Raw genomic sequence first — 2,802 nt, forward strand, 5'->3', positions numbered from 1 at the left:
CGGGCGGGCGGGTGCTGACGGAGACGCGCGGGGACCAGGTGCTGGGCTTGCCGCTCGGCCTGACGATCGACCCGACCGGCCGACTGGTGCTGGCCGACGCCCTGAACAACCAGATCCGCCTGGTGCCCAACGCGGCGCTGGACTGATCACGGCACTTCGCTTGGGTCCGTCTTGCCACGCGGCGAGCGGAGCCTCGGGTTCACGCTCAGTCGTCGCCCTCGCCAGGGTCGTCATCCCCATCCCCATCGCTTGCTTCACCGTCGTCATCATCAGCTTCGCGTTCGCTACCAGGCGGACGAGCGGTCGACGAGGGCGAGGGCTGAGGCAGCGGGGCATTCAATTCTGGTGGAGAATCCGGGGAAATCGGCGTGTACGCCTGCGGCCGCCCCGCACCAGGGTTCCTTCGGCGCACCTTTTCGTTGATGTCATAGGCCTCCCGCAAGGAGTTGACCCGGCTCAGGGCCTCGGCATCCCCCTGCTTGAGCGTGCGTTCGGCCAGCCGGAGATCCTCGGCATAGAACAGGGGGTTGAAGGCCGCCCGCGCCCCCTTCAACTCCAGCAAACGCGCCTGGGCCACGGTCCGTTGGGTTGAATTCTCGGGAAGCTGCGCCAGCCTGGCCTCCAGCCGAGCGATCTCCTGGGCCGTATAGTCCAGCAAAAAAAGAATGTCCGACGTCACCATGGTGGAGGCACTATCGAGCGGAAACAGGCTCGGGCGGTTTTCAACGCCCGGCGCAAACCCCAATCCGAAGGCGCGTAGCAGCGGTTTATCTGCTTCCTGGAATTGCGCTTGCAGAACATAAACAGGGGGCAAGGGCGCCGACAAGGCCAACACGTACGCCCCGGAGGACTGGGTCACAACCCAGGGCGAGAGCGGGCGACCATCGAGGTCAAGCGCCCGAACCAAGGTTTTCTGCGGCCAGAGCCTCTCCAGAATCCCCGCAAGGGTCTCGCGCTGAAGCGGGGCCGCCGGCCCCGCCTGGCGCAGGCCGTATTTGGCGAGCGATAGCGCCTGGGCAGGAAAGTAAGGAAAGCCCACCACGGCCGCAAGGCCACTGCCGCCGGCGGTAAAGGGCGAGCCGCTCTGCCAGGTGAGCCCCGTGCCGCGATCGGAGACCAGGGTGCTGCCATCCAGACCGATCAGGGCGTTGCCGCGGTCGGAGACCAGCGTACTTCCATCCAGACCGATCAAGGCACTGCCGCGATCGGAGACCAGGGTGCTGCCATCCAGGCCAATCAGCATGCTGCCCCGATCGGAGATCAAGGTGGCACCATCCTGGCCGATCAGCACGCTGCCGCGATCGGAGATCAAGGTGGCACCATCCTGGCCAACCAGGGCGTTCCCGAGCTGCGCCCCTCCCGTATCCTGCTGCGAACCCAGCGGCCCCGAGCGGCCGGCGCTGGAAACCGCGGCGCCGCTGCCCGGAGACACGACGGTCGCCAAGGCGAAGAGGCTGGTCGCGAGCCCAGGAGCCTGGGCCTGCGGGACAGCCCCCACGATGAAGGTGTTGCGAGCCGGATCATAGCGCAACGCGGAGGGAGTGGTGAGCAGGCCGGAGACACGGCGGGGCGTGTCGCCGGCATCGGCCACTTTCACCAGCAAGTCGGGCTCACGGGGCGTGACATGGGCGGCCAGCTGGGTGAGGGCATCACTGGCGTGCAATTTACCCCCTGCAGTCAGCCTGAGGTCGTTCAAGCGCAGCGCCGCCGGAGCCGGAAGCCGCTGAGCCGGGGCCCCTGGAGCAAAGGGCGTACCCACAGCCAGGGCGGCCGCATCCCCAGGCGGCCGCAGTTGCAGCCGCCCCTGCGCCAGCCCTCCGGCCGCCACCTCCAGCGGCTCGAAGCCGTCAACCACCACGAAGAAGGGCCCTCCGCGCGCCAGCAGGCCTGGCGGCAACGTCAGCACCCCGTTGGCAACCACCAGGTCGACCCCGTCCCAGCGCACACGCGTTCCATCAGCCAAGGGGCCCGCAGGGCCCAGCAGCACGAGCGTCCCCGGCATCGTCTGCAGCGGACGCTCTGTGGCCACGCCCCCGCCACGCAGACGCACGCTCCCGGCCTCCTCAGCCAGCTGCGCCAACGGCACCTGGCAGCCAGTGAGCGGCAGGAGCAGCGCCAGGAGCACCGTGGACTTTCTGCGGCGCATCACGCCGACGTCCGCGCGACCTCGCACAGCCATTCGATTCCTCAGCTTCCTGATCCAACGCTGCTTTCTCTGCATACCCCAGATCAGACAACCCAAGCAAACCTGGTTTGATCGTAACGGATGCCAGGACACAGCGGGTGAGCGACATCCGAACCAGCAGGCCCGGATGACGCAATCGCCGCGAAAGCCCAAGGAAAGGGCGTCGAGCCGTTGAGCCTCGGTTCAGATCGTGGCCAGCTCTGGCGGAGAATCAGGCTCAATCGGCACGTACGACTTGGGCTTGCCCTTGGCCTTCTTCTTCTTGCGCACCTTCTGGCTCACCTCATACGCCTGACGCAAGCTGGTCGCCTGACTGAGGTCCTCGGCATCGGCCTGTTCGAGCGTGATTTCAGCCAGGCGGAGGTCCTCGGCGTAGAAGAGGGGGTTGAAGGCGGCACGCGCGTCCCGCAATTCTTGCAGGCGAAGACGCGCGGCCTCCCACTTGGGCGCGCCCACCGGCAGTTTCTCGACCATATCTTCCAGGCGGGCGATTTCCTTGGGGGTGTAATCCAGCAGAAACAGGATGTCGCACGTCACCATGGTCGAAGCCGTATCCAGCGGAATCAACAACGGACGATGCTCCACGCCAGGGGCAAACGCCAGGCCGCAACCCCGCA

The 2,802-nt window shown here is 66.8% G+C and carries 2 protein-coding genes; both read right to left on the bottom strand.

Features of this window, described 5'->3' with window-relative positions; all coding sequences use genetic code 11:
- Window positions 1-205 precede the first annotated feature (205 nt).
- Entirely contained in the window at window positions 206-2,146 is a 1,941-nt protein-coding gene (locus tag VKP62_15555) for a hypothetical protein (protein ID MEB3198612.1), read from the bottom strand.
- A 222-nt stretch (window positions 2,147-2,368) separates the two neighbouring features.
- The coding region (locus VKP62_15560; protein MEB3198613.1) for a hypothetical protein at window positions 2,369-2,802 on the bottom strand (434 nt) is incomplete at its 5' end.

It is taken from the genome of Candidatus Sericytochromatia bacterium (assembly GCA_035285325.1).
Lineage (GTDB): Bacteria > Cyanobacteriota > Sericytochromatia > S15B-MN24 > JAQBPE01 > JAYKJB01.